Origin of the sequence: Gordonia sp. SGD-V-85 (genome assembly GCF_001456905.1) — a bacterium.
GTDB classification, from domain to species: domain Bacteria; phylum Actinomycetota; class Actinomycetes; order Mycobacteriales; family Mycobacteriaceae; genus Gordonia; species Gordonia hongkongensis.
Map to the genome: position 1 here is coordinate 1 of NZ_LNQO01000013.1, position 20,790 is coordinate 20,790.

The window sequence follows — 20,790 nt, forward strand, 5'->3', positions numbered from 1 at the left end:
AGCATCCGGAGTCCACACGCAGCATCGCCAAGGCGCTCATCAGCATGGCGGGGGACCTCGTCAAGCAAGAGGCGTTCGTTCGGGAGATGCTTGAGCGTGACGAGCGCATCGCAGGCGTGTCGTTGAGCAGGTTCTTCGTCATGCTGTACTGGGATGGCCATGCCTTCGCGTGTATGGAGAAGCGCATGCTCGTCGTGCGCATCCCCGCCGCTTCGTCTAAGCGCCCGATCCCCGCCCACCGGGCAGAGTGGGTACTTGGGGATATGGTCATGGAGAACTGGCGTGTGGACAACGCTGAGCACTCGATGTGGGTTTCGCTAGCGCTACACGCCCGAGATATCGTCAGCGACGAGCTAGGGCAGGCGGCGTAACGGGTCATCCGCGCCGGGGTTTGGGCAGGTCAAACGGCAGATTGAGCAGATGGTTAGTCTCGCTACTGAGGTTTGAAAGCCATGACGTTCCTTCCACCTGAATGAAGCCCGTTCCGACCGATGTCGGAACGGGCTTCGTCGTCGAACGGGTCGGTTCAGTCGCGCCCGATGCCCACCGGCATGGGGAGGATCTCGACGCGGGCGAGGCCCGAGGTGACGGCCGGGTCGGTGGCGCTGATGGCCCGGACATCGTCCTCGGAGTCGGCGCGCACCACGCCCAGGCCCCAGTCCCCGGCCGGGTCGACGACGGGACCGAAGATCACGGCGGTGCCGTCGGCGAGGAGCCTCGACCAGTACGCGCCGTGCCGGCCCATGATGGCGGCCTCGTCGTCGGACATGTCGCCGGGGCCGAAGGTGGGACGCGGCGGGACGAGTTTGTACACGAAGTGGGTCATGTTCTGACGCTCTCTCTCTTCAGGGGTGGGTAGATTCGATGACGTCGACGCAGGCCGCCAGGGCGGTGGCCCAGCCGCCGGAATACGCGCCGGAGCTGTAACCGCCTGGCGCGGCGCAGTCTTCGCGAAGCTGTTCCTCGCTCAGGTGCTCCCAGCCGCGGTGTTCCACGGACACCCGCGTCAGTGCCGGACCGAGCGAGGTGAACGCCAGCTCGACCTCGGTCGGCTCGGGGGTGTTCAGCCACGACATGACGAACCGGCTCGGGGGTTCCCACACCGCGAGTCGACCCCATTCGGCGGTCGTGCCGTCGTCCCAGGTCTCATAGACCCGGCCGCCGGTGTACTCGTCGATGGTCACCGTCCGTGCCCGGTCCCCGCCGATCGACATCGGCTGCAGCGGCCACCAGACCCCGATGGTCCGGACGAAGGTGGTGAAGACGTGGTCGAGATCGCTGCGTACGGTGGTGGATTGACGTATCGGCGGTCGCCGGAGCGGGAGAACGGCACCGCCATCGCGACTCCCGGCGTCGTCGACCTCGCGTTCACCCGGCACGGTTCACCTCGTCGTCGGTCAGTCCGCGTTCGGCCTCGACCAGTTGGCGCGCGACGTCGAGAGATGACGCCCACATGGTGTCGAGCAGGTCGCGTAGTCGGTCGATGCCCTCGGGTCGGGCGCGGTAGATGCGTCGGGTCCCCTCGCGGCGCTCGGCCAGCAACCCGGCGTCCTTCAACACCGTGATGTGCTGGGAGATCGCGGTGCGGCTGACGTCGAACCGGGCGGCGATGTCGCCCGCGGACAGCTCCTCGCCGGAGACGAGTTCGAGGATGGCGCGGCGACGGGGCTCCGCCATCGCGCGCAGGGCCTCGTCGACGCCCGGGGACTTGTCGGTCACGCCCAGAGTCCGATCGAGTTGCCGTCGGGGTCGGCGAACATGGCGAATCTGCCGTACCCATCCGGGAGGTCCGTGGGCGGTATGAGTGCCTTGCCGCCGAGCGTCTCGGCCCGGTCGAGGGACGCCTGCAGATTATCGACGCGCATGTAGACACTCACCCCACCGGTCCCGCCGGGTTCGGACACGGCGCCGATGCCGCCGGAGACGGCGCCGTCACCTGCGCCGGTGTCGACGAGCGAGTATTCCGGGCCGGAACTGTCGTCGATGGCCCAGTCGAACAGATCGCGATAGAACGCGGTGAGACGGGTGGGGTCATGCGAGGTGATCTCGAAGAATGCGACTGGTGCTCCCATGAGGACTCCTTGTGCCGGAATGTGTCGGTAATGGCTAACGTTAGCGAAGTCTGACGGAAGACGCAAGGGCGTGGAGAGCCATGACCGGTCTCGGCCTGTGCCCTAGAGTCCAGCCATGGGTGTCGCACTGTCGTCGGAGGTCGTATGCGGGATTCGGTGAGCCACGACCGGCCGTGGCGGCGCTCGGGTGCTTTCCGCTACGGCCTGCGGCGGGTGCGGAACGCCGTGCGCCCGCCGGTGACCGTCTACCCGGCACCCGATGACATGATCAAGGACGCCGATGTCCCGGTGGTGATGCGCGACGGGGTCGCCCTGCGGGTCAACGTGTATCGACCGGTGGGGGATGGTCCGTTCCCGGTCCTGCTCTCGGCGCACCCCTACGGCAAGGACGCGCTGCCGGTCCGGACGTGGTTCGGCTGGAAGATCAATTTCCAGTACCGGATCATGAACCAGCCTGCGCCGGTCCGCATCTCTAGTGAGACCGGTTGGGAGGCGCCCGATCCCGCGGTCTGGACATCGCGGAGCTACGTCGTCATCAATGCCGACCTGCGCGGCGCGGGGACCTCGGAGGGAACCGGATCGCTGCTCTCCGACGCCGAGGCCCTCGATGTCCACGACCTGATCGAGTGGGCCGGCCGGCAGTCCTGGTCGACCGGAGCGGTCGGCATGCTGGGCGTGTCGTATCTCGCGCTCTCGCAGTACAAGGCGGCAGCACTTCACCCGCCCCACCTCGCGGCGATCTGTCCGTGGGAAGGGTTCACCGACCTCTACCGCGACTTCATGAAGCCCGGTGGAGTCGACGAGAGAGGGTTCTCCCGCATCTGGGCTCTCGTCACCCGGAAGGCCGCCCGGTTGTCGGAGGACATCGGTGCCGAACGCCGCCGCCACCCCCTGCGAGATGACTGGTGGCAGAGCAAGACACCGAATCTTACGGCCATCGAGGTGCCGATGCTGGTGTGCGCCAGTTTCTCCGACAGCAATCTGCACAGCGCGGGTTCGATGCGTGCGTTCGAGCGGGCCGGGTCGGCTCACAAGTACCTGTACACCCACCGCGGACCGAAATGGGCGACGTTCTACAGCGACGACGCGGTGGCGACCCAGCACGCGTTCTTCGACCGACACCTGCGCGGGGACACGACCAGGACCCTGCCACGGGTCCGCCTCGAAGTCCGGGGGTCGCGGACCGAGGTCACCGATGTACGCGAGGAACATGAGTGGCCGCCGGCGGCGACCACGTGGACCGAACTGCTACTCGCCGACGGTGATCGTCTGACCCGGGTCACCGGGGGAGGCGTGGCGAGTGGTTCGTCGGTTCTCGACCTGCGCGGGGCCGGGCTGGCCTACGACCTTGCCATCGATTCTCATCTCGAACTCCCCGGACCGATGAGTGCTCGACTATGGGTCAGCCTGCCGCGCGGTGGGGATGCGACGTTGTTCGTGGCAGTGGAGAAATGGGCCGGAACGCGGTGGGTCCCGTTCGAGGGTTCATACGGATACGGCCGGGACCGCATCGTGACGGGTAGGCAGAAGCTCTCCCTGCGAGCACTGGACCGCGATGCATCGTCGGTGGCCCGGCCGGTGCACAGCTTCGACCGCGTTCAGTTGCTGGAGCCCGGTCAGATCGTGGAGATAGAGGTCGGACTCGGTTCGTCGGCAACATCTTTCATGCCCGGCGATCGCCTGCGGCTGGTGCTCGCGGGACGGAACATCGACCGGGGCAACCCGTTGACCGGACATTTCCCCGCCCGCTATCAGACCGGTCCCCGCGGAACGTGTCGGATTCATCGGGGCGGAGATCATCCCTCGATGCTGACGGTGCCGCTGATCGAGGCGACGAATCCGGCGGCCGGTCTGAATCCGTGACGACAGCTGAGGAGAGTACGTGGTGACGACCGAACCCCCGACCTGGCTGCTACTGCCGGGAACCCCGCTGTCGCCGGCGGTGTGGGACGGCGTGCGTGCCGAGCTGGCCGAGTACGGACACGTGATCACGCCTGCGATCAGCCCGCCGCCGGGTTATGCGGATGACGATCTACCCGCGCGGCTCGCCGCCGGGGTCGCGGAATCGGTTGCGTCCGAGGCGCCCTGGCATGTGGTGGGACATTCCTTCGGCGGACAGGTGGCCCTGGAACTCGCGATCCGGCGCCCCGAGCTCGTCTCCCGCCTGACGCTGCTGTGCACCCGAGACACGCCCTTCCCGGCATTCGACGCTGCGGCAGCCGCCGTCGAGGCCGACACCGTCGATGTCGACGGCACACTCGGACGCTGGTTCAGCGCAGACGAATTGCGCAACGATGGACCGGTCGTCCGCTACGCTCGCGAAGCCGTGGCCGCCGCGGACCACGCGTCCTGGGCGTCGGCGCTGCGCGCGATCGCCCACTTCGACTGTTCGCAACGCACCGCGTCGATCTCGTGCCCGGTGACCGTGGTCGCGGCCGAACACGACACGGTGTCCGACGTCGCCTCCATGAGAGCCATGCATCAGCGGATACCGGGATCGGACTTCATCGTCTGCGCCAGGGCCTGGCATATGAGCATCTTCGACGACCCGGCCGCGGTGGCGCGAATCCTCCTCTGACGACCGACGAATCTCGACCGTCGGGCTTCAGGTCGCGTCGGCGATGATCTGCCGCTGGGCCGTGAACATCTCGGCCAGATTGTTGCTGACCGTGGTGTCCATCGCGGGCGGTGCGTCGTCAACCGTGTTGTGCGTGACCGTGAACGATACGCCCCGCTCCTCGCCGACCACGATGATCCCGGCGAGGTGAACCTCGATCGCACCGACCTCGTACTCGCCGGTCATCCGGACCGCTTTGTAGTCACCGTCGATCGGCAGCTCGACCTTCTCGAGCGCGAGAGTGACCGGGACGTCGCCGTCCTCGAGGGTCAGCGTGAAAGACGAACAGGCGGAGACGATCTCGTCGAACTCGTCGTAACCGTTGTCGGCCGGCTTGGTCACGTCGGCACTGTAGTTGTCGAGACCGAAGAGTATCTCGTTGGAGGACGAGGTCTCGGTGAGCTCGCGCTCCGCGCGTTCGTTGCCGGTCTGCTGAGACTGGACCAGCGTCGCACACTTCTCGTTGTCCACGGTGCTGCCGTCGTCGTCGGTACTGCCCGTCTCCGTGCTGAATTCGCCCGTGATGTCCGGGAACTGGTCTTCGGGCAGCACCAGTTGGAGGGCCGAGGCGGTCGGGATCGACGGTTCGTCGTCGCCACCACCGCGCAGGGTCAGCGCCAGCACCACCGCCACCACGACGATCAGTACGAGGACCAGTCCGCCGCCGCCGATGAACCACCACTTCTTGCTCCCGCTCTTGGCCGGCGGGGGCGGTTGCTGACCGAACGGCTGGCCATACGGTTGTTGAGCGTACGGATGCTGGCCGTAGGGTTGCCCGCCATAGGGCTGTTGGCCGTACGGCTGCCCACCGTACGGGCCCGGGTTCGGCGGCTGGCCGGGAGCCGGCTGCGGACCGCCGGGTTGGTGACCGCCAGAAGGCGGCCATCCGGGTTGCTGCGGCCCCTGCGGACCCATGGCGGTCGGCTGGTTGGGGTCGTAGGGACTGCCCACGGTCGGCTCCTCTTGGTCGGTGACCTCGGGAGATTACCGCGCTTCGGTGGGGGCATCGCCGGGTTTCATGCGACCGAATGAGCGACGTCCGGCAGACGGGTCCGGACGTTCACATGAGCGCGGGCGGTGAGTATCTCGGTTCGTACAGCGTGATCTCTCCGGCACCGGGGACCTTGACCCGGACAGTCACGCCCCAGCCCTCATCGGTCGGGGTGCCCGCGAACTCGGCGCCTCGGCCGGCGAGTTCGCGCATGGTGGAGTCGAGATCGTCGCACATGAACGACACGTCGAACTTCTGATCGGTGCGCCCGGCGCTTCCCTCGTGCTCCCAGGCATTCGGGTGGGCTCCGAGTTCGCTGGGACCGGTCTGGAAGATCAGCCAGCCGCCGCCCGTGTCGACGTGCGGGAAGCGCAACACGTTGCGGAAGAAGGCGCGGGCGGCGTCCGGGTCGTCGCAGTAGATCAGTGTGTGCACCGCGGTGATCATGGCGATCAGAGTAGTCCGGCCGCGGGAGTCGAACCGGCGTTGTTCGCAGAAGCCCGAACCGGCTCCCAGCGCTGAATCTCCGTCCCCGTGAGTCGGCGCGAAGGGCAATATACCCTTCAAACCTGTTGAGGGGGAGGCAAATTCGCTGGGAGGACGATCCCGCGCCGGTTGCTGGCCCTTCGTGGCTCGTCGCTAACGCTCCTCACACCTCCGGGAGCAGGGCTGGGACCTGCGGGTTTACAGTCTTTCGGATGAGGCAGTAAGGGGAAGGTCAGCTCACCGCCTTGGCGACCAGCGTCGCGATGGTCTTTTCCGCCTCGGTGTCCAGGGTGCTGACCGCGAACGACGTCGGCCAGAATCCGCCGTCGTCGAGGTTGGCGTTCTGGGTGAACCCGAAGGTGGAGTACCGCTCCTGCGTCGTGCCCGCTGCGGAAGAAACACACCACCTTGCCCTGCGACGCGTAGGCCGGCTGTCCGTACCAGAGTTTGGGCGCGAGGTCCGGCGCGGTCGCGGTGACGATCGCGTGGATGCGTTCGGCCATCGCGCGATCGGCCGGGTCCATGGTCTCGAGCTTCGCGAGCAGATCGAGTTCCTCGGCCGCCTTCTTGTTCCCGCGCCCGCGGGTCTTCTCCTTCTCGAGTTCCGCGGCGCGCTCCTTCATCGCGGCCCGTTCCTGATCGGAGAATCCTCCAGAGCTGCCCATTCGCGTTCCCTTCGCGGTCGACGGCCTCGGGGCCGAGGCAGCTCTCACGGTAGTGCGCGGCGGGTCTAGGGGCTTCTCGATTCCGAACCGGTCACAGGTCTCGACGCGGACTCACACCCGCCCTCGCAGGATCGCGTTCCAGTACAGGCGCGGGAGGGCATATCGGTCGAAGGCCCACGCACTCCGGCGCGGTTTGAGCGGGTCGATGACCGACGGCAACGACGACGTGACGGTCCCGTCGCGGTCGAACTCGGCGGCGATCAGATGATGTGCGTCCGTCGCGATCGGAGCGACGGTGTACCCGTCGTAGGCGGTGAGCTCCTCGCCGGCCCGCGCGGCCGCGATGTTGTCTGCGAGCACCGAGATCTGCCGTCGCAACCCGCCGCCCGACGGGTCGGTCGCGATCGCGGCGCCATCACCGGCTCCCCAGATGGACGGATGGGTGCGGTGACGCAGCGTGCGCGGGTCGATGTCGACGAGCCCCCGGCCGCGGGCGCCGGCCAGGTCCGAGTCGGTCACCAGGTCGGCACCTCGGAAGGGCGGGACGAGGTGCAGCATGTCGTAGTACACGTCCTGGGTGTCCGAGCCGGTGACCACGGTGACCCGGCGATCGACCGGATGCAGTCGTACGGAGCTGTCGAGCAGCACGCGGACGCCGAGTTCGTCGAGGCACTCCGAGAGGCGGGCGTCGAGGGCATCGACGCCGAGCAGGCGGGGCCGGTCTACGGTCAAGGTGATGTCGAGCGACTCGAGGATTCCTCGACGCCGCCAGTGGGCGGCGGCCAGGAAGAGTGGTTTGAGTGTGGTCCCGGTGCAGCTGACCGGCGGACGCGGGACGGTGAACACGGCCCGTCCACCCCGCGGCATCGAGGTGACGAGATCCCAGGTCTGTTCGGCCCGGTCGAGATAGTTGCTGGCCACCGCCGGGTCGGCGATCGCGAGCTCGATCCCCGGCATCGCGTCGTGATCCGGTACGAGTCCGACGGCCAGGACGAGGTCCCGGTAGCCGATGTCGGCGCCCGAGACGCAGCGGACCGTTCGCTTTCCCGCGTCGACGACGACGGCGGTGTCGCGCAACCACGTCACCCCGTCCGGCGTCACCGATCGCTGCGTGCGCTCGGCGTCCTGCAGCGTCGCCTGACCTCCGCCGACGTAGGAGAGCAGTGGGCGGTACGTGTGGACGGCCTGCGGTTCGATCACCGCGACATCGGTGACGCCCAGGCGCAGCAGTCGCGCCGCCGCGCTGAGGCCGGCGTTTCCGCCGCCGACGATGACGACGTCGAAGTGTCGGGTCTCGCGAGATGAGGTCATGCGGGTCAATACCCGGCCGGGCGCTCGGGAAAACCGGGGGAGTCGGCTGCCGCGTGCCGGAGCCGCCTCGGCCGGGTCCTCGTGGTCCGAGAGCTGGGTGCGACCATGGACCGATGACCGCCACGCTCGTCGCCAAGGACGTCGCCGGGGGATATGCCCACCGCGTCCTCTTCGACCACCTCGATCTCACGGTGGCACCCGGCGACGTGATCGGCGTGGTCGGTGCGAACGGTGCCGGGAAGACCACGCTGCTGCGGGTACTCGCCGGTGATCTCGCGCCCCTGGAGGGGACGGTGACCCGTGCACCGTCCGACGCTTTCGTCGGATGGTTGCCGCAGGAGCACGAACGGGTTCCCGGTGAGGTGGTGCGCGCGTACGTCGCCCGCCGGACGGGGTGCGCGGCGGCGACGACCGCGATGGACGCGGCGGCGGACGCGTTGGCCGACCCCGACGCCGCGGCGCCGGGAGATCCGGCCGAGACGTATGCGGCCGCGCTCGACCACTGGTTGGCCACCGGGGCGGCCGATCTCGACGAGCGGCTGCCCGCGGTCCTCGCCGACCTCGGGCTCGGTGACGGTGTCATCGACCCGGATGCCACCCTGATGGCGGATCTGTCCGGCGGCCAGGCCGCCCGGGTCGGGCTCGCCGCGCTGCTGTGCTCGCGCTTCGACATCGTGCTCCTCGACGAACCGACCAACGACCTCGATCTCGACGGTCTCGCGCGCCTGGAGGAGGTCGTGGCCGGCATGCGGGGCGGCGTCGTCCTCGTCAGTCACGACCGAGAGTTTCTCGCGCGCAGCGTCACCCGGGTGCTCGAACTCGACCTCGCGCAGCACACCAACACCGTGTACGGCGGCGGCTACGAGAGCTACCTCGAGGAGCGTGCCGTCGCCCGCCGTCACCGTCGCGAGGAGTACGAGGAGTTCGCGGCCAGGAAGGCCGACCTCGTCGCACGCGCTCGGACCCAGCGTGAATGGTCGAGCCAGGGTGTCCGCAATGCCATCCGGAAAGCGCCGGACAACGACAAGATCCGACGCCGCGCCGCCACCGAGTCCAGTGAGAAGCAGGCGCAGAAGGTCCGGCAGATGGAGAGCCGGATCGCTCGGCTCGACGAGGTCGCCGAACCGCGCAAGGAATGGGTTCTCGAGTTCACCATCGGGTCCGCGCCGCGCTCCAGCTCGGTGGTCGCCACCCTCAATGAAGCGGTCGTGCGACAGGGGGATTTCGTGCTGGGCCCGGTGTCGTTACAGGTGAACGCCGGCGAACGCATCGGCATCACGGGCCACAACGGTGCCGGCAAGACGACGCTGCTGCGGCTACTGCTCGGTCGCGTCGAACCCGACGAGGGGACCGCGCGACTCGGTGCCAACGTCGCGATCGGCGAGATCGACCAGGCGCGTGGCCTGTTCACCGGTCCCCGGCCGCTGGCCGAACGGTTCGAAGCGCTGGTCCCCGAATACTCCACCGCGGACGTGCGGACGTTGCTCGCCAAGTTCGGCCTGCGGGCCGATCACGTGGACCGGCCGGTCGGAGAGCTGTCACCCGGCGAACGCACGCGGGCCGGACTCGCCCTGCTGCAGGCGCGGGGCACCAATGTCCTTGTCCTCGACGAGCCGACCAACCACCTCGACCTGCCGGCCATCGAACAACTCGAGTCCGCTCTCGATTCCTACGACGGCGCAGTGCTTCTCGTGACCCACGATCGGCGCATGCTGCAGAACGTGCGCGTCGACCGGCACTGGGACGTCGACGGCGGCCGGGTCGGCGAGCGCTGAGTTCTCTCAGCCCGCGAGCCGGGTGTCTACCCCACGCACGTCCGCGGGCAGATCCTCCTCGGCGCTCCCGAGCCCGAGGTGCTCGCGCAGGGTCGTGCCCTCGTACTCCGTGCGGAACAGGCCGCGGCGCTGCAACTCCGGCACCACGTAGTCCACGAAATCGTTGAAGGTGCCCGGGGTTTGCGCACTCGACACGATGAACCCGTCGGCCTCACCGCCGGTGAAGGACTCCTCGATCTGATCCGCGACATCGGCGGCCGTGCCGACGAACTGCGGCAGCAGGACTCCCTGGGCGTAGAGCTTGCCGATGTCGCGGAGGGTGAGACTGTCCCGCTCGGAGAGGCGTCGGGCGACGTCGAACAGCCCCTGTGTGCCGCTCACCTGGACGTCTTCGACGGGAGCGTCGAGATCGTAGGCGGAGAAGTCGTGGTCGGTGTGAACCGACAGCGTGATCAGGCCGGAGATCGGATCGGCGAGTTCGTTGTGGAACGCCTGCTTCTCCCGGGCGATCGACTCGGTCTCGCCGATGAACGGGATGAACGCCGGGAAGATTGTGACGTGGTCGGGATTTCGGCCGAAGTTCACCGCCCGCGACTTCACGTCGTCGTAGTAGGCCCGGCGTCCCTCCGGGGTCGGGTCGATCTCGAAGATCGCCTCCGCCCACCGCGCGGCGAAGTCCTTGCCGGTGTTCGACGACCCCGCCTGGATGAGTACCGGGCGATGCTGCGGTGAGCGGGGCTGGTTGAGCGGACCCCGCGTGCGGTAGTGCGTGCCTTCGTGGTCGACGGTGTGGATCTTCGACGGATCCGCCCAGACGCCGGACTCCTTGTCGGCGGTGACGGCGTCGGCATCCCAGCTCGACCACAGCTTGATCGCCGTGCTGACGAACTCCTCGGCACGCACGTACCGCTCGTCGTGTCCGACGTGGTCGTCGAAGCCGAAGTTCTGCGCCTCGGCCTGCGACAGCGACGTCACGATGTTCCACGCGATCCGTCCACGGGTGAGGTGATCGAGGGAACCGAAGACGCGCGCGAGTTCGTAGGGGTGAAAGTAGGTGGTGGACTTGGTGACCGCGATACCGAGTCGCGTGGTGACGGCGGCGATGCTCGCCGCGACCAGGCTCGGATCGATCGTCGCGGCGGCCTGAGTGCCGCGCCGGAAGGGTTCGGACTGGTTACCGCCGAACCGGACCGGTGCGGCGAGCAGGTCGGCGAAGAAGGCGAAGTCGAACTTGCCGCGTTCGAGGATGCGGCCGACCCGGTGGTAGTGGTCTGGCCCGAAGTAGTCGGTCTCCGAGCCGGGATGACGCCATGCGGCGTGCGAATGGGTGACGGGGGAGGCGATCAAGAAACCACCGAGGTGGAGCTGACGGGTCACGAGTGGGGTCCTTCGGGTTCGGGATCGCGGAGTCGGTCCGGTGGCGGCGACGCGCGACGGGTGCAGCGAGACGGTCGGGACAAGTCAAGGCGCAGGGTCCGCCGGAGGCCAGGGTTGAGCCCGTCGTGATCGCAACAGACCCTTGACATACAACCAATTGGTTGTATGTTTGAGGCGTGGCCGAGAATGCAGGCGAACCGACAGACGAGGATCGGGCCGACGCCCTGTTCCACGCGTTGTCGGACCGCACCCGTCGTGACATCCTGCGACGCGTGCTCGCCGGCGAACACTCGGTCTCGGTGCTCGCCGCGAAATACGACATGAGCTTCGCGGCGGTACAGAAGCACGTCGCCGTCCTGGAGAAGGCCGGTCTGCTCACCAAGCGTCGTTCCGGACGCGAGCAGCTGGCCAGCGGCGATGTCGCGGCAGTGCGTTCGGTGGCCTCGATGCTCACCGAGCTCGAAGCGGTGTGGCGTGGTCGTATCGCCCGCATCGACGATCTACTCACGCTCGAATCACCCTCACCCACAATCACACCGGAGGAATGACCAATGCCTGTCATCGATGTGACACCCGACCTGGACGCCCGGACGATCACCATCAACGCCGAGTTCGCGGCCCCGATCGAACGGGTGTGGCAGATCTACGCCGATCCGCGTCAGCTCGAGAAGATCTGGGGCCCGCCCACCTATCCGGCGACCGTCGTCGACCACGACCTGCGCCCGGGCGGCAAGGTCACGTACTACATGACCAGTCCCGAGGGCGAGAAGTTCGGCGGCTACTGGAAAGTCGAATCGGTGGACGAGCCCACCGGCTTCACCTTCCTGGACGGCTTTGCCGACGGGGACCTCAACCCGATCACCGACATGCCCGAATCCCGCAATTCCTACGCATTCACCGAGACGGACGGTAAGACCGTCGCCACCTTCATCAGCACCTACGACTCGGCCGAGGCGTTGCAGAAGGTGCTCGACATGGGAGTCGTCGAAGGTGCGTCGTCGGCGATCAACCAGATCGACGAGTTCCTCGCGGCCTGAGGGTCACAGGTTCGAGTTGAGTGTCGGAAACCCCTCGGGCAGTTCGGCAGCCGGGCCACCGGCGCCGGACCCCGTGGGCTCGACCTCCAGCCCGTGCGTGTAGGCGGCCATCGAGATCGACCCGGCGGCATGGCCGTCCACGAGCAGATTCAGCGGGGCGTCCCCGGCGAGTCCGGCGATGTACAGCATCGGCAGATAGTGGTCCGGGGTCGGTACGGACTTGTCGAAGTCGGGATGTCCGTCCAGACTCAGCACACTCGACGGCTTGTCCAGCAACACCTCTCGGGCCGCATCGTCGAACCGGTGGGCCCAGTCGAATCCGCTGTCGGGCTTCGCGAAGTCGACCGCGCGTAGGTTGTGCACGATGTTGCCGCTGCCGATGATCAGCACACCCTGGTCGCGGAGCGGGGCGAGCCGGCGGCCCAGTTCGTAGTGGTGTTCGTAGTCCTTGAAAGCGTTGAGCGACAACTGGAGTACGGGTACGGACGCATCCGGGAACGTGTGCACCAGCACCGACCACGTGCCGTGGTCGATACCCCAGCTGTCGACGTCGTGACCGCACCACGTGGGTTTGACGACATCGGAGACCATGTCGGCGACATCCGGGTCGCCCGGGGCAGGGTACTCCACGTCGAAGAGGTCCTGCGGGAAACCGTAGAAGTCGTGGATGGTCCGTGGCCGTGGCATCGCCGTCACGGCGGTGGCGTTGGTGTACCAGTGCGCCGAGATCACCAGGATCGCTCGCGGTTTCGGCACCGATGCACCCAGAGCGGCCCAGGCCTCGGTGTACTTGTTGCGCTCCAGGGCGTTCATCGGGTTGCCGTGACCGATGAACGCGACCGGCATCGTCCCCGAGCTCGTCGCGTCTACCGCTGACATCGTCGCCTCCTCCGGCCGATTGCGGACGGAGTCGACGCTACTCCGGAATCGACGAAGTCGCCGACAGGGGTTCGGCGCCCGTGAAAATTCGACAATGCACAAGCGCTGGTCAATGCTGATTGCCGCGGTCCTCGCGATCGTTCTGGCGGCGTGCGGCACCGGGGGCGGTGCCGAACCCGCGTCCTCGTAGGCGTCGTCGTCCAACCCGCAGCAGGCGGCGCAGATCGAGTAGATCGTCGAAGGACTGATGGAGTCCCAACACCTCAAGTCGGTGATCGTGCGTGTCACCGACGACGGCCAGGAGGTGACCACCAAGGCGTTCGGCGAGTCGCAGACCGGTGTACCCGCCACCGCGGACATGCACTTCCGCAACGGGTCGGTCGCCATCGCCTACGTCGCGGCGGTGCTGTTGCAACTCGTCGACGAGAAGGCGGTCGCCCTCGACGACATCATCGCGACATGGGTGCCCCAGATCCCCAACAGCGACCGGGTCACCCTCCGGCAACTGGCGACGATGACGTCGGGGTATCAGGACTATGTGCTCGGCAACGACGCGTTCGAGATCGAGGAGCTGACGAACCCGTTCAAGGCGTGGACGACCGACGAGATGTTGTCCTACGCGGTGAACAAGCCGCTGCTCTACGCCCCGGGGACGAACTGGAACTACGCGCACACCAACTACGTGATCCTCGGCCTCGTGCTGGAGAAGATCACCGGTGAATCGGTCGCGGATCTACTCCGGCAGCGGATCTCCGAGCCGCTCGACCTCGACAACACGGTGTCGGATCTGACGGCGGTGATCCCGGAACCCGCCCTGCATGCCAACTTGTCGGAACGCCGCGGGATTCTGAACCCTCCACCGTCGACGCCGTTCTACGAGGAGACGACCGGCTGGAACCCGTCGTGGAGCATCACCCACGGTGCGATCCAGACGTCGAACATCTACGACGTCGAGGCGACGGCCCGGAAACTCTTCGCGGGGGAGACGCTGTCGGCCGAGGGCTACGACACCATGGTCTCCACCCGGCTCCGCGGCGTGGCGCGTCCGCTGGCCGGTTGCTCGACGTGCCGGCCGATGAACGAGGAGTACACCTACGGCATGGGAGTCGTGCTGACCGGCGGCTGGATCGTGCAGAACCCGTTGTTCAACGGCTACGCGGCGGTCGTCGCGTATCTCCCGTCAGAGAAGATCGCCATCGCGGTGGCGGTGACCTACGACGCCGAGGCGTTCGGTCCGGACGGCTCCTACGCCAACGGCGGCAATCCGATCTTCGCGCAGATCGGCGCCCTGATGGCCCCCGACTCCGCGCCACCGATCCCGCGGAACTGACGCCGCCGCGAGCCCCGGCCGTCGTGCTGCGAAAACCCACCCAGCGCGGGTGCCATAAGGTGGCAGGTATGGTCGACCGCCTCCCCGACGACGATCTACGGGTCGGAAACCCGGAACGCGAACGGGCCGTGACTCTTCTCAACGACGCCTTCTCGTCGGGATATCTGGAGATCGCGGAGTTCGAGGACCGGTCCGGTCTGGTGTACGCCGCCAAGACCCGCGCAGACCTGCGAGCCGTCCTGGAACACCTGCCGAACGCCGGTCGCCTGTTCAACGAGCCGGGCCAGGCCGTAGCCGCGACCCCGGCCGTCGCCGTCCCTTCGGCCGGGCCCGTGCACCTCGCGGCCGAGTGGGAGACGGTTCGACGCAAGGGCACGTGGCATGTTCCGCCGTCGACGCTGGTCACCGGCAGCATGGGCACCGTCGACATGGACTTCACCCATGCGACGTTCCCCGGGCCGTCGACGATCCTGCAGCTGCAGGTCTCCATCACCACGGTGAAGCTCCGGATCGGCCCCGATCAGGAGATAAGGTACGGCGACCTCCAACTATCCGGATGGTCGAAGGTGAAGGACAAGGCCGGCGCACCGACGCGTCCGGGCGGACCGGTGATCGAGCTGACGGGGTCGGCGTCGGGGATGACCGGCATCGTCATCAAACGGAGCTGACGCATCGAACGGTATCGACCGGGGCTGACCGCTCGCCGTTACGCGAACGCTGGGCGGGTTTCCTACTTGTGCTCACGTTGAACTCAACGGTGTCGCGAGTGTTTCCCGATTCGTAACGTTGCCGCACGTGGCCGACCGAACACTCAGTATCAGCGCGCCCGGCGATCCGCGGGCGGTGGACCCGGGGTCGTCCGACTCCCCATCGGCCAAGGCGGGCCGGTCGTCCCGGCTGCACACCATCCTGCGCGCGCTGTCACCCATCGCCGTTCTCGTGCTCTGGCAGGTGGGCAGCGCACTGGGGATCATCCCGCAGGACAAGCTGCCCGCACCGTCGCTGATCGCCGAGGCCGGGTGGGAGGTCCTGAACAACGGACAACTCCTCGACGCCATCGCGGCGTCGGCGCAGCGGGTCGCGATCGGACTGACGATCGGCGTCGCGGTTGGGATCGGTCTGGGCCTGCTGGTCGGCCTGAGCAAGTTCGCCGACTCGGCCATCGACCCGAACATGCAGGCTATACGCGCACTTCCGCTCTTCGGTCTGATCCCGTTGTTCATCCTGTGGTTCGGCATCGGCGAGATGCCCAAGGTGCTGCTCGTGTCCCTCGGCGCGCTGTTCCCCCTCTACCTGAACACCTCCGCCGCGATTCGCCAGATCGACGGCCGCCTGGTGGAAACCGCTCGCGTGCTGGGCTTCTCGCGGCTGACCACCATCCGCGATCTCATCATCCCGGGTGCCATGCCGCAGATCCTGGTCGGTCTGCGCCAGGCCCTGGCGATCGCATGGCTCAGCCTCATCGTCGCCGAGCAGATCGCGGCCACGTCCGGGCTGGGATACCTGATCAACAACGCGCGCGACTTCCTGCGCACCGACATCATCTTCTTCGGCCTGATCGTCTACGCCGCACTGGGTTTGATCACCGACGCCATCGTGCGTGCGCTGGAGCGCTACACGACCCGATACCAGAACCGGTGACGCCCCCAACCCGCACATCCCGAGTCCAGGAGGCCCTACCATGACCGCCATCGCCACCCGCGATCTCGAGGTCCCGTCCGCCGACGACCTGGTCGACCCCGCCGGATACGCCGCGGAAGTCGAGAACGCGAGCCTGAGCTACGGGGACTATCTCGTGTTGCGGGACGTGACCCTGCGGGTCGGGGCGCACGAGATCGTCGCGCTCATCGGACGCAGCGGCAGCGGCAAGTCGACGCTGCTTCGCCTGCTGGCGGGCCTGTCGCAGACCGAGTCGGGCAGCGTCCGGACCGCCGGTCACCCGGCGGTGTCCTTCCAGGAACCGCGACTCTTCCCCTGGCGCACCGTCTTACAGAACGTCGCCTTCGGCCTCGTGCGCGAGAAGGTCGGCAAGTCACAGGCCCGCGAACGCGCGCGCCGCACCCTCGACGAGGTCGGCCTGAGCGACAAGACGGGTGCGTGGCCCGCGCAACTCTCGGGTGGTCAGGCGCAACGGGTCTCGCTCGCCCGTGCGCTCGTGGCCCGTCCGCAACTGCTGCTGCTCGACGAGCCGTTCGGCGCACTCGACGCCCTCACTCGGCGCACGATGCACGAACTGCTCATCTCGCTGTGGCGCGACAACGGGTTCGGTGCACTCCTCGTCACCCACGACGTCGACGAGGCGTTGCGGCTGGCCGACCGCGTCGTCGTCCTGGCCGGTGGCGAGATCGTCGAAGACCTCACCGTGCCCCGTCCACGTCAGACCGGCGACGCCGATGACCCCGACTCCGAGATCCCGCGCCTGCGAGCCGAATTGCTGACCGCACTCGGCGTCGCCGATCCGGCGCGCTGACCCTCCCGTTCCCTGACCGAAAGCCGATCTCGATGACACACCACCATCTTTCCGTGCGCGCATCCCGGGCCCGACGACGCCGCGTGCTCGCCGCCGTGCTGGCCACCGCCGCCCTGACCCTGGGCCTCGCGGGCTGTGTGCAGCGGGAGGACACCGCCGAATCGATCGCGAACGAGACGGTCGACGTCGCCTCACTGCAGGACCTGACCCTCCGAGTCGGAGACCAGAAGGGCGGCACCGAAGCCCTACTGCGCGCCTCGGGCGAACTCGAGAAGCTCCCGTTCACCATCGAATTCTCCACCTTCACCTCCGGCCCGCCGCAGATCGAGGCCGCCACCGCAGGCAAGATCGACTTCGCGGTCACCGGGAACACGCCGCCCATCTTCGGCGCCGCGGCGAACGCGAAGGTCAAGATCGTCACCGGGTACGCGAACAACGCCAGCGGCGACGCGATCCTGATCCCGGGAACGTCGACACTGGCCTCGGTCGCCGACCTCAAGGGCAAGAAGGTCGCCGTGGCGAAGGGCAGCTCGGCCCACGGACATCTGCTGCTGCAACTGAACAAGGTGAATCTGACCCTGGGGCCCGGCAAGGATGTCGAGCCGGTCTTCCTTCAGCCCGCGGATGCGTTGTCGGCGTTCACCTCCGGGAACGTCGACGCATGGGCGATCTGGGACCCGTACACCGCGATCGTCCAGCTCGAGAACAACCCGAAGACGCTCGTCACGGCCGAAGGCGTATCGAACGGTTACGGTTTCGGGATCGCGGGCGACGAGGCGCTTGCCGACCCGCGTCGCAACACCGCGGTACGGGAACTGGCGCTCGGGATCGCGCGGGCCGCCAACTGGGCCAAGGCCAACCCGGAAGAGTGGGCCGAGCAGTACTCCGCCGAGGTCGGGATCGACCCGCGGGCCGGCGCGATCGCCCAGGGCCGCAGCCTTCGACCCGCGATCGCACTCGACGACAGCGTCGTGGCGTCGGAGCAGGAGCTCGCCGATGCCTTCGCCGACTCCGGGCAACTCCAGGGGCAGGTCGATTTCGCAAAGTTCGTCGACAACCGCTACGACGAGGCCCTGGCACCGCTGTTCGGCACGCCCCAATCCTAGTGGCGCGAGAAGGGAACACGCCCATGAGCCATTTCCATTGGTTTCTGCCGACCGCCGGTGACAGCCGCGGGATCGTCGGAGCCTCACATGCATCGGCGACGAAACGGCACCCTCCGGGTTACCGTGCGCCAGACCTGCCGTACCTGATCGATGTCGCACGCACCGCCGATCGGCTCGGCTACGAGAGTGTCCTGACCCCGACCGGAACCTGGTGTGAGGACGCGTGGCTGACCACGGCCGCCGCGATCACCCACACCGAGCAGTTGACCTTCCTCGTCGCATTCCGCCCCGGGCTGATCTCGCCGACCCTGGCCGCACAGCAGGCGGCGACGCTCCAGCGATTCTCGGGTGGACGGATCGCGGTCAACATCGTGACCGGCGGTGACGAGGTCGAGCAACGCCGGTTCGGTGACTGGGTCGACCACGACCGCCGTTACGCGCGCACCGACGAGTTCGTGCAGATCGTCGACCGGCTCTGGTCCGGTGAGACCGTCGACTTCGACGGAGAGTTCTACCGTATCGCCGGGGCGTTCCTCGCGGATCCGCCGACCGATCCACCGCGGATCTACTTCGGCGGGTCGTCGGACCCGGCACTGACCGTTGCGGCCTCGCGTGCCCAGGTCTACCTCACGTGGGGCGAGCCGCCGGCGGTGGCCGGAGAGAAGATCGCGGAGGTGGCGCGACGCGCCGAGACGGTCGGCCGGTCACTCGAATACGGTGTGCGGCTGCATGTCATCGCCCGCGAGACCTCCGAGGAGGCGTGGCGGGTCGCCGACACACTGCTGCAGGGGATCTCCGACGACGAGATCGAGACCGCGTTCGCCCTGCACTCGGTCTCGGACTCGACCGGTCAGCGTCGGATGGCCGAACTCCACGGCGGACGTCGCGATGCGCTCGAGATCCATCCCGGCTTGTGGGCGGGGGTCGGGCTCATCCGTGGGGGAGCCGGCACCGCGCTCGTCGGCAGCTACGACGAGGTCGCGGCGCTGATCGGCGAGTACGAATCCGAGGGCTTCTCCCACTTCATCCTGTCGGGCTATCCGCACATCGAGGAAGCGCACTGGTTCGCCGAAGGCGTGCTGCCGGTGATCCGAGACCGGGTCGACGCCCTGAGCTGACAGCGTTCTGGACCGCTCGGGCCCCACCGGGACAGCTCAGCGGGCGAGCCACTCCGACAACCGGTCCGACGACCATGTCGTGACGATCCGGTCGGGGTCGATGCCGTGGTCGACGGCCCGCCGCGCGCCGAGGATCTTGAAGTCGAGTTGCCCGGGTGCGTGGGCGTCGGAGTCGATCGCGAACAGGCAGCCTGCGTCGTCGGCGATCTCGATCAGTTCGTCGGGCGGGTCGACCCGCTCCGGACGGGAGTTGATCTCCACGATGGTGTCGTGGGCCGCGCAGGCGGCGAACACGGCCTCGGCGTCGAAGGTCGAGGGCGGGCGGTGGCCGCGCCCGCTCAGCACTCGCCGGCCGGTGCAGTGGCCGAGGACGTGCACCCGTGGATCAGAGACCGCGGCGATGAGCCGGTCGGTCATGGCGTCGTGCGCCATGCGCAGATTGGAGTGCACGGACGCGGTCACGACGTCGAGCCGGGAGACCATCTCGTCGGTCTGATCGAGCGTGCCGTCGTCGAGGATGTCGATCTCGATTCCACGGAAGAGACGAAAGTGGCTGCTGTGACCGGTGTTCCAGTTGTCGATCGCCTCGATCTGGGCGGCGAGCCGTTCCGCGCTCAGTCCGTTCGCGACCGTGAGGCGCGGCGAGTGGTCGGTGATCGCGAGCCAGTCGTGGCCGGAGGCCTCCGCAGCCGCGGCCATCTCGTCGATGGGCGCGCCGCCGTCGCTCCAGTCGGTGTGGGCGTGCAGGTCGCCGACCACGGCCTCGACGAGGCCCTCGGCGCCGTCGGGGGCGAGGGGTGGATCTTCGCCCTGCAAACGTGCGAGGTACCCCGGTAGCTCACCGTCGGCGGCCTCGGCGATGACCGCCGCGGTGGTCTTGCCTATTCCCTTGATCGCGGTGAGAGTGCCGGCGACAGCCCGTGCGTGTAGCTCGGACGGGTCGAGTCCGGCGGCCGCCTGCCCGGCGCGGCGGAAGGCCTCCACGCGGTACGTGCTCTCCCGGCGACGCTCGAGCAGCCACGAGATGCGCTCGAGTGCGCGAATCGGGTCCACCGGAGCCGACAGCGGGGTCAGGGGCCTCATCGGCGAACAGCCCTTTCAACGCCTGTTGCCCGGCACGCGAAAGGCGGCCGGGCAACAGGTCTCATGTGTGATGACGGTCAGGTCTGACCGATCAGTGTGCGGCTTCGAAGGCCTCGATGATGCTCTGCGGGATGCGACCGCGATCACTCAGTTCGTAACCTTCGCGGATGGCCCACTCGCGAATCGCCTTGGTGGTCTCCTTGTTGCGTCCGCCCCCGGTCGCAGTCGACGCCGTTGCGGTGCGCTTGGTCACGCGACCGGTCTGGCGGGAGATGTCGAGGTACTTCGACAGCGAATCGCGGAATTGCTGCGCGTGCTTCGACGAAGTGTCGAACTCGTAGTTCTTTCCGTCGAGTGACCACCGGACGGTTTCGTACTGATCCAGCACCTTACCGTCGAGATCGTCGATGACCTGAACGATTTCCTTTTTCGCCATGAATTGCTTGTCCCCTCGAATTGTGTCATCCGACCAA

22 protein-coding genes and 2 pseudogenes are annotated in these 20,790 nt (G+C 67.6%); 12 read left to right on the forward strand and 12 right to left on the reverse strand.

Annotated elements, in window-relative coordinates; all coding sequences use genetic code 11:
- Positions 1–371, forward strand: a 371-nt coding sequence (locus AS181_RS25165) for a hypothetical protein (RefSeq protein WP_058252448.1), incomplete at its 5' end; no start/stop codon positions are given.
- Between the two features lie 155 nt (positions 372–526).
- Here the strand turns inward: AS181_RS25165 and AS181_RS15410 are convergent.
- The 4 genes from AS181_RS15410 to AS181_RS15425 are packed head-to-tail and all read right to left on the reverse strand — an operon-like array spanning position 527 to position 2,072.
- Positions 527–826, reverse strand: a complete 300-nt coding sequence (locus AS181_RS15410; protein ID WP_058252449.1) for a YciI family protein — start codon at positions 824–826, stop codon at positions 527–529.
- A gap of 19 nt (positions 827–845) precedes the next feature.
- The gene (locus AS181_RS15415) at positions 846–1,379 is read right to left on the reverse strand and encodes a hypothetical protein (protein ID WP_058252450.1); all 534 of its coding nucleotides are present in this window, start codon (positions 1,377–1,379) and stop codon (positions 846–848) included.
- The gene (locus AS181_RS15420; protein ID WP_082652949.1) at positions 1,369–1,719 is read right to left on the reverse strand and encodes an ArsR/SmtB family transcription factor; all 351 of its coding nucleotides are present in this window, start codon (positions 1,717–1,719) and stop codon (positions 1,369–1,371) included. The genes AS181_RS15415 and AS181_RS15420 overlap by 11 nt, the downstream gene beginning before the upstream one ends.
- The gene (locus AS181_RS15425; protein ID WP_058252451.1) at positions 1,716–2,072 is read right to left on the reverse strand and encodes a VOC family protein; all 357 of its coding nucleotides are present in this window, start codon (positions 2,070–2,072) and stop codon (positions 1,716–1,718) included. Before AS181_RS15425 ends, AS181_RS15420 begins: the two co-directional genes overlap by 4 nt.
- 144 nt (positions 2,073–2,216) lie before the next feature.
- Between AS181_RS15425 and AS181_RS15430 the strand changes: the two genes are divergently transcribed.
- Both AS181_RS15430 and AS181_RS15435 read left to right on the forward strand, forming a co-directional pair.
- Positions 2,217–3,935 (forward strand): CocE/NonD family hydrolase, encoded by a 1,719-nt coding sequence (locus tag AS181_RS15430; protein WP_058252452.1) that lies wholly within the window; start codon positions 2,217–2,219, stop codon positions 3,933–3,935.
- 22 nt (positions 3,936–3,957) lie between these two features.
- Positions 3,958–4,650 (forward strand): alpha/beta fold hydrolase, encoded by a 693-nt coding sequence (locus tag AS181_RS15435; RefSeq protein ID WP_231742481.1) that lies wholly within the window; start codon positions 3,958–3,960, stop codon positions 4,648–4,650.
- Between the two features lie 27 nt (positions 4,651–4,677).
- On the opposite strand, the gene AS181_RS15440 is transcribed toward AS181_RS15435, so the two are convergent.
- The 4 genes and pseudogenes from AS181_RS15440 to AS181_RS15450 all read right to left on the reverse strand — a co-directional run bounded on the left by AS181_RS15440 (position 4,678) and on the right by AS181_RS15450 (position 8,142).
- A complete protein-coding gene (locus AS181_RS15440; RefSeq protein WP_058252454.1) occupies positions 4,678–5,640 on the reverse strand; it encodes a hypothetical protein in 963 nt (320 codons plus the stop codon).
- 109 nt (positions 5,641–5,749) lie between these two features.
- A complete protein-coding gene (locus AS181_RS15445; RefSeq protein ID WP_058252455.1) occupies positions 5,750–6,127 on the reverse strand; it encodes a VOC family protein in 378 nt (125 codons plus the stop codon).
- Between the two features lie 271 nt (positions 6,128–6,398).
- A pseudogene (locus tag AS181_RS24605) lies at positions 6,399–6,831 on the reverse strand (DUF1801 domain-containing protein).
- A 111-nt stretch (positions 6,832–6,942) separates the two neighbouring features.
- A complete protein-coding gene (locus AS181_RS15450) occupies positions 6,943–8,142 on the reverse strand; it encodes an NAD(P)/FAD-dependent oxidoreductase (RefSeq protein WP_058252456.1) in 1,200 nt (399 codons plus the stop codon).
- 113 nt (positions 8,143–8,255) lie between these two features.
- On the opposite strand from AS181_RS15450, the gene AS181_RS15455 reads away from it, so the two are divergent.
- Positions 8,256–9,917 (forward strand): ABC-F family ATP-binding cassette domain-containing protein, encoded by a 1,662-nt coding sequence (locus tag AS181_RS15455; RefSeq protein WP_058252457.1) that lies wholly within the window; start codon positions 8,256–8,258, stop codon positions 9,915–9,917.
- A 6-nt stretch (positions 9,918–9,923) separates the two neighbouring features.
- Here the strand turns inward: AS181_RS15455 and AS181_RS15460 are convergent, their stop codons facing one another.
- Positions 9,924–11,294: an LLM class flavin-dependent oxidoreductase gene (locus AS181_RS15460; protein WP_058252458.1), complete on the reverse strand. Its 1,371-nt coding sequence runs from the start codon at positions 11,292–11,294 to the stop codon at positions 9,924–9,926.
- A gap of 176 nt (positions 11,295–11,470) precedes the next feature.
- Here AS181_RS15460 and AS181_RS15465 point away from each other — a divergent pair, with 176 nt between their 5' ends.
- Together AS181_RS15465 and AS181_RS15470 are read left to right on the forward strand one after the other, a co-directional pair.
- Complete coding sequence (locus tag AS181_RS15465) at positions 11,471–11,842, forward strand: ArsR/SmtB family transcription factor (RefSeq protein WP_058252459.1); 372 nt, start codon at positions 11,471–11,473, stop codon at positions 11,840–11,842.
- A gap of 3 nt (positions 11,843–11,845) precedes the next feature.
- Positions 11,846–12,331: an SRPBCC family protein gene (locus tag AS181_RS15470; RefSeq protein ID WP_058252460.1), complete on the forward strand. Its 486-nt coding sequence runs from the start codon at positions 11,846–11,848 to the stop codon at positions 12,329–12,331.
- A gap of 3 nt (positions 12,332–12,334) precedes the next feature.
- Here the strand turns inward: AS181_RS15470 and ygiD are convergent, their stop codons facing one another.
- Positions 12,335–13,177 carry a 4,5-DOPA dioxygenase extradiol gene (gene ygiD / locus AS181_RS15475; RefSeq protein ID WP_374100809.1) on the reverse strand — a complete coding sequence of 281 codons (843 nt, stop codon included), beginning with the start codon at positions 13,175–13,177 and terminating at the stop codon, positions 12,335–12,337.
- Positions 13,178–13,304: 127 nt separating this feature from the next.
- Between ygiD and AS181_RS15480 the strand changes: the two are divergent.
- From AS181_RS15480 to AS181_RS15505, 6 genes and pseudogenes are all read left to right on the forward strand, one after another.
- Positions 13,305–14,540 (forward strand): annotated as a pseudogene (locus tag AS181_RS15480) (serine hydrolase domain-containing protein).
- Between the two features lie 68 nt (positions 14,541–14,608).
- Entirely contained in the window at positions 14,609–15,208 is a 600-nt protein-coding gene (locus AS181_RS15485) for a DUF1707 SHOCT-like domain-containing protein (protein ID WP_058252553.1), read from the forward strand.
- Between the two features lie 127 nt (positions 15,209–15,335).
- On the forward strand, positions 15,336–16,181 hold the full coding sequence (locus AS181_RS15490; RefSeq protein WP_058252462.1) for an ABC transporter permease: 846 nt from the start codon (positions 15,336–15,338) through the stop codon (positions 16,179–16,181).
- Positions 16,182–16,221: 40 nt separating this feature from the next.
- Positions 16,222–17,010, forward strand: a complete 789-nt coding sequence (locus AS181_RS15495; protein ID WP_058252463.1) for an ABC transporter ATP-binding protein — start codon at positions 16,222–16,224, stop codon at positions 17,008–17,010.
- Positions 17,011–17,042: 32 nt separating this feature from the next.
- On the forward strand, positions 17,043–18,116 hold the full coding sequence (locus tag AS181_RS15500; protein WP_058252464.1) for an ABC transporter substrate-binding protein: 1,074 nt from the start codon (positions 17,043–17,045) through the stop codon (positions 18,114–18,116).
- 23 nt (positions 18,117–18,139) lie between these two features.
- Positions 18,140–19,234: an LLM class flavin-dependent oxidoreductase gene (locus AS181_RS15505; RefSeq protein WP_058252554.1), complete on the forward strand. Its 1,095-nt coding sequence runs from the start codon at positions 18,140–18,142 to the stop codon at positions 19,232–19,234.
- A gap of 36 nt (positions 19,235–19,270) precedes the next feature.
- Here AS181_RS15505 and AS181_RS15510 read toward each other — a convergent pair whose 3' ends face one another.
- Together AS181_RS15510 and AS181_RS15515 are read right to left on the reverse strand one after the other, a co-directional pair.
- Positions 19,271–20,317: a PHP domain-containing protein gene (locus tag AS181_RS15510; protein ID WP_058252465.1), complete on the reverse strand. Its 1,047-nt coding sequence runs from the start codon at positions 20,315–20,317 to the stop codon at positions 19,271–19,273.
- Between the two features lie 91 nt (positions 20,318–20,408).
- A complete protein-coding gene (locus tag AS181_RS15515; RefSeq protein ID WP_058252466.1) occupies positions 20,409–20,753 on the reverse strand; it encodes a histone-like nucleoid-structuring protein Lsr2 in 345 nt (114 codons plus the stop codon).
- Positions 20,754–20,790: the final 37 nt, after the last annotated feature.

Excerpts from the sequence above, each read along its gene's own strand:
- AS181_RS15410 (WP_058252449.1), bottom strand. The coding sequence starts at position 826 with ATGACCCACTTCGTGTACAAACTCGTCCCGCCGCGTCCCACCTTCGGC.
- AS181_RS15425 (WP_058252451.1), bottom strand. The coding sequence starts at position 2,072 with ATGGGAGCACCAGTCGCATTCTTCGAGATCACCTCGCATGACCCCACC.
- AS181_RS15430 (WP_058252452.1), top strand. The coding sequence starts at position 2,217 with ATGCGGGATTCGGTGAGCCACGACCGGCCGTGGCGGCGCTCGGGTGCT.
- AS181_RS15445 (WP_058252455.1), bottom strand. The coding sequence starts at position 6,127 with ATGATCACCGCGGTGCACACACTGATCTACTGCGACGACCCGGACGCC.
- AS181_RS15450 (WP_058252456.1), bottom strand. The coding sequence starts at position 8,142 with ATGACCTCATCTCGCGAGACCCGACACTTCGACGTCGTCATCGTCGGC.
- AS181_RS15455 (WP_058252457.1), top strand. The coding sequence starts at position 8,256 with ATGACCGCCACGCTCGTCGCCAAGGACGTCGCCGGGGGATATGCCCAC.
- AS181_RS15470 (WP_058252460.1), top strand. The coding sequence starts at position 11,846 with ATGCCTGTCATCGATGTGACACCCGACCTGGACGCCCGGACGATCACC.
- ygiD (WP_374100809.1), bottom strand. The coding sequence starts at position 13,177 with ATGCCGGTCGCGTTCATCGGTCACGGCAACCCGATGAACGCCCTGGAG.
- AS181_RS15485 (WP_058252553.1), top strand. The coding sequence starts at position 14,609 with ATGGTCGACCGCCTCCCCGACGACGATCTACGGGTCGGAAACCCGGAA.
- AS181_RS15495 (WP_058252463.1), top strand. The coding sequence starts at position 16,222 with ATGACCGCCATCGCCACCCGCGATCTCGAGGTCCCGTCCGCCGACGAC.
- AS181_RS15500 (WP_058252464.1), top strand. The coding sequence starts at position 17,043 with ATGACACACCACCATCTTTCCGTGCGCGCATCCCGGGCCCGACGACGC.
- AS181_RS15505 (WP_058252554.1), top strand. The coding sequence starts at position 18,140 with ATGAGCCATTTCCATTGGTTTCTGCCGACCGCCGGTGACAGCCGCGGG.
- AS181_RS15510 (WP_058252465.1), bottom strand. The coding sequence starts at position 20,317 with ATGAGGCCCCTGACCCCGCTGTCGGCTCCGGTGGACCCGATTCGCGCA.
- AS181_RS15515 (WP_058252466.1), bottom strand. The coding sequence starts at position 20,753 with ATGGCGAAAAAGGAAATCGTTCAGGTCATCGACGATCTCGACGGTAAG.